Raw genomic sequence first — 4633 nt, forward strand, 5'->3', positions numbered from 1 at the left:
ATAGCTGGTTGGTCTAATGTGATAGTAGCTTCAACAGGAATTGTTATGTTTATCTCTGCTAATACAACTGGAATCTTAACAAATACAGGTCCAGATTTAATAACAACAGGTGTTACAGGAATTTGTTTAGTTAATGATTGTACTTTAGAAGTAATAGTTGCACAAGGATTTGCTACACATTCATAATCACTTATATTTTTTTGGCTATCATTCATTATAAGATTTCCTCCCTATCTATCTAATTGTTAGTATAAAGTTTTTACACTAATTCCTTTTTAAATTATATATATCAATGCCCCCTTTTTTCTGCTATAATTGAATCACAAAGCCAATCAAAAATCCAAAGGAAAGAACATTGTTATGGATTCAAATATAACTTATTTATTTACTTATAGCCAATATTTAATTTCAATTATTTTTCAATTGCTTACTTTTATAGCTAAGCATATTCCCTTGAAGCAGTTAGCCTTTGATGATTCTGTCAGTCAAGAATATCAGAAATTTAATCCTCATGTAATGGGATTCAGTCTTACTTATCATATGAATCTAAAGCTTTCTACAAGACAAACAGCCAAGCCATCGAAGGGATTCATGATATAAAGATATCTCATCCTGCGGATGAAACTTATATTAAGTATTGTCATGATTGTTAGAAATAATTTTTCTCTTAAAAACAGACCAAAAACCTCTCTTAGTAAGCTTTCGGTCTGCAATATATTATTTAAACAAAATTAATTTTTCAATTTAATTCCTGCATGTTGCTTGTGTTGATTCTGTTGCTATAATTTCTACCTGTTGTTCTTGTAATACTTTTAGTGTTAAATTTACTACTACTTTTTCTGTAAGTTGAGTAAATATTTGCTCTGTAGGAACTGTGCAACTTAAATTTGGATTTGTGTGAATATCAACTTCAGCAATATCTGCTCTTACTAATTCAGTAAAAGGTTTTTCGTTAAAGAATTCTGTATAGAAGAAACTCTGATCGCAAGGATTACGTCCAATTACTGGATCTGAACAAGCATCGCAACTTTGAAGTTTATCTGTAAAGAATTCTAATTCACTCGGAATGCTATTTTCAATAAAAATCGGTGGTCTAAGGAAAGCAATTCTTGTTGTGAAATTGAAAGGTACTTCAACTGTACAATGTCTTATATCTCCACAAACATTCGGAGTTCCAGCTGTCCTACAAGTTTTAGTTGCATATTCAATATTCTTTCTTATAAAACCTGCTATAAATAGTATTCCAGTATTAAATTGATCATCTTGAGAAAATGGAATAATACGGGATTGAGTTAAATATACATTCTTTTTAATTCTTTTAACTTCTATAGCTGGTTGGTCTAATGTGATAGTAGCTTCAACCGGAATAGTTATATTTACTTCTGCTAACACAACTGGAATCTTAACAAATGCAGGTCCAGGTGCAATAACAATAGGAGTTACAGGAAGTTGTTCAGTTAGTGATTCTACTTGAGTAGTAACTGTTGCACAAGAATCAGTTTCACATCTATTATCATTTGCATATATTTTATTGTCATTCATAATAACATTTCCTCCATTTTTTCTAATTAAAATATAATTAGTCAAGTCTTATACTACATAATATACGAATTTATACTTTTTGTTCATATACGAATAAAAAAAATTCTCCTATCTAGTAAATGCGGTCGTAAACCTGTTGAATAAATTTTAGAGTATCTAAAGATAGCCTAGTAATAAATAACCAATATCCTCTATACAATATTTTTTAATAATTAAACGTTCAGTTTCAATATATCTCTTCAAACATATATTTAATTAATCTCATTAAATTCATAGTTAATTAGCGATTCTCTACGTTTATATTTTGTTGCTATCCAATTAGGTAAAAACTCCGTTATCTCAGGCTGTAAGGTAAAAGCATATATTTCATCCAAATCCTCTAATTGAAATTCTCTTAATATAATATTCTCGCATTCTATAGTAAAGACTTTTCTTGAAGTTATATCCTCACCATTCTTAACTTTACTTTTAGATATAATAAATATAATTACTTTCTTGTTATTTCGCTATTCCTAAATATTCATCTTTTGTAAGTAAATAGCATGGTTCTCCATTATAGAAATCAAACTCTTCAGGTAATCCACTAACTAAATGTTGAAATTTAAATCCAAGCTTTTGTATAACTTTATTCGAAGCTATATTTTCTGGCTTTGCTAAAGCAATAATTCTTTGAAGTCTAATTGTATTAAAGCAATAATTAATTAATGCAGTCATAGCTTCAGTAGCATACCCATTTCCCCAGTAATCTTGCCCAATCAAATAATATATCTCCTTTTCCGGATAGAAGCAATCAAGAATTCCAACTCCACACCAACCAATAAATTTACCTGTATCTTTCAAAAAGATTGCAAAAGAATATTTAAAGTCATCCTCAAAGCCAATTTTATAAGAATCAATCAGCCATTTAAATAACCCTTTATATTCTTCAAAAGACATAACCTCCATATCCAGATATTTAAATAACTCTTTATTCTGCATTAATTGAAAAGATTCTAATAAATCATTCTCAATATATGGCCTAATTACTAATCTATTTGTTTCAATTCTCATTCTTTTAATCATATTTAAAACCCCCTCTTACTATTTTTTGTTCTTCTCCTAATTTAAAAATTTATTAGCATAAGCTCACCCCTTACAAAAAATAAAAAGACTGTAATGAAATTAAATTTCATTTACAACCTTATTAAAATTATTGTTATTATTCTATGCAATATAGACAGATGAAAGCTTATTTATTGCATAAAAAAACCATACGTTAAGTATGGCATTTAATAACAAACAACTATAAAAATATGCAAATTAAAAGAATATAATTAAATTACTATATTTCTTATAATAATATAAATTTATAAAAGGTATAAACGCAAAAACTATTCCTTAACATTGTTTATCTCAAAAATGTAACCTTAATACACCTATCCATAATACAAATTTATAGGCATAATAATCAGAACTGTAGTAAATATAAACAGTAATAATAAATTGCATTCTAAATAAACTTGTATAACCAACAAGCAAAAAACATTTTTAAGATTAGTATTAAATTATATTACCTTACAACGTTTAGAATTAGTTTTTTCATACAATTATCCTCCTATAAACATGTTAAGTACATTTTACATTATTATACTTATATTGTCAATAAACTTGTATATTTAAGCTATACTAATCATATTAAATATGCATGACTATTATTTTGTACTTTTTAAATTGTTATACTTTATGGCTCATTTTTATTTCCCTCAAACTTTCCACCTTTTATTTCTTTAAATATATTGTTATTTTCATAATTTTGAGGTTTCGTCTTATTGCTAATCATTGCTTTTAATTCATATATTTCACTCATTAGCTTTATAAAATCCTCTTGGTTTAGAGGCCTTTTGTTATTTTTCAATTCATATCCAAGCTGACCACTTACTTCTATTGTTGCATATTGAACATCTTCTATTGAGGATATACCTGACTGCCTCAACCGAGTTTCAAGCCTATCAATTGACATTCTAAGCTTTTTCAAATTTTTAATATTAGGTTTACCATTTTCAATAACAATTACTGCTTTACCTGAAAACATAGTCTCTAAAAAATCTATTTTTATTTCCAAGTACTCAGTAATTATCATTAATATTGTTAATATACCAGCTGCTAGAAAGGTTACAAGAAGCCCCTTTCCAGATACAGGCTGAATGAGTAAAGATCCTAATCCTATCATTACAATAGTTTGGGAAATCGTCATTTGGGAAATGGATTTTCTTCCACCCATCCTTAAAATAAATGTGCCTACAATAAATATTAGTATTGATTGCCATATCCAATTTAAGTCCACATGCTCTCCTCCTTAAGCAAATATTAAATATTTTATATTATTTGCTAATAAGAATTTTTAATACATTGTAGTACGATTTATATTTCAAGCTGCATTTCCTTTTAGGTTTCTTTATACTTCCAACTATCTGATTTTTGTTATATATTAATTTTGTTTAATCCCATACTACTCAATTCTCAATCCCTAAATATTACTCTTTGAGGGAATAATCCGAATAATTCTATCATCACCTATATTAGGATTACCTCTTCCATCTCTATTGCTTGTTGTTAGGTAAATCGCTCCATCTTTCCCCTGAATAATCTCACGTAAGCGTCCATATCTATTCTTCAACCATGAATCTAAGCTATTTACTTTCGTTCCTTTTCCATTCAGTGGAATAGTAAGTAGTTGTTCTCCACGTAAAGTAGCAACTAGTAATTTTCCTTGCCACGGTCCTTGGTCTACAAAGGCTATACCAGAAGGTGCCCATGTCTCTTCTTCACTGTGTATTAATGGCTTTTGCACTATAATTTCCTTAGAGTTTTCATTTCCTTGAACTAGAGGCCATCCATAGTTAGCTCCTGGCTGTATAATATTTATTTCATCATGAGCAGTCTGCCCATGCTCAGATGCATACAATATATTTCTTGAATTCCAAGCTAAGCCCTGAGGATTTCTATGCCCTAAGCTATAAACAGGTGAATTTACATTTGGATTATCTTCAGGAATACTACCATCTAATTCTATTCGTAGTATTTTTCCTGCTGTACTTGTGATATTTTGTGC

Annotated in this window: 4 protein-coding genes and 1 pseudogene; all 5 read right to left on the reverse strand. The window is 28.8% G+C overall.

Translation table 11 applies throughout. From position 1 onward, the window contains the following. Nucleotides 1–215, reverse strand: a pseudogene (locus B2671_RS06605) (hypothetical protein); the annotation flags it as partial. 529 nt (nucleotides 216–744) lie between these two features. Then, nucleotides 745–1542, reverse strand: a complete 798-nt coding sequence (locus tag B2671_RS06610; RefSeq protein WP_346869694.1) for a CsxC family protein — start codon at nucleotides 1540–1542, stop codon at nucleotides 745–747. A 498-nt stretch (nucleotides 1543–2040) separates the two neighbouring features. Beyond that, on the reverse strand, nucleotides 2041–2604 hold the full coding sequence (locus tag B2671_RS06615; protein ID WP_346869695.1) for a GNAT family N-acetyltransferase: 564 nt from the start codon (nucleotides 2602–2604) through the stop codon (nucleotides 2041–2043). Between the two features lie 658 nt (nucleotides 2605–3262). Further along, a complete protein-coding gene (locus B2671_RS06620) occupies nucleotides 3263–3865 on the reverse strand; it encodes a DUF421 domain-containing protein (protein WP_346869696.1) in 603 nt (200 codons plus the stop codon). 183 nt (nucleotides 3866–4048) lie between these two features. After that, a partial coding sequence (locus tag B2671_RS06625) for a PQQ-dependent sugar dehydrogenase (protein ID WP_346869697.1) occupies nucleotides 4049–4633 on the reverse strand: 585 nt, incomplete at its 5' end.

The organism is Clostridium sp. UBA5119, assembly GCF_002414285.1.
Classification (GTDB): domain Bacteria; phylum Bacillota; class Clostridia; order Clostridiales; family Clostridiaceae; genus Clostridium_J; species Clostridium_J sulfidigenes.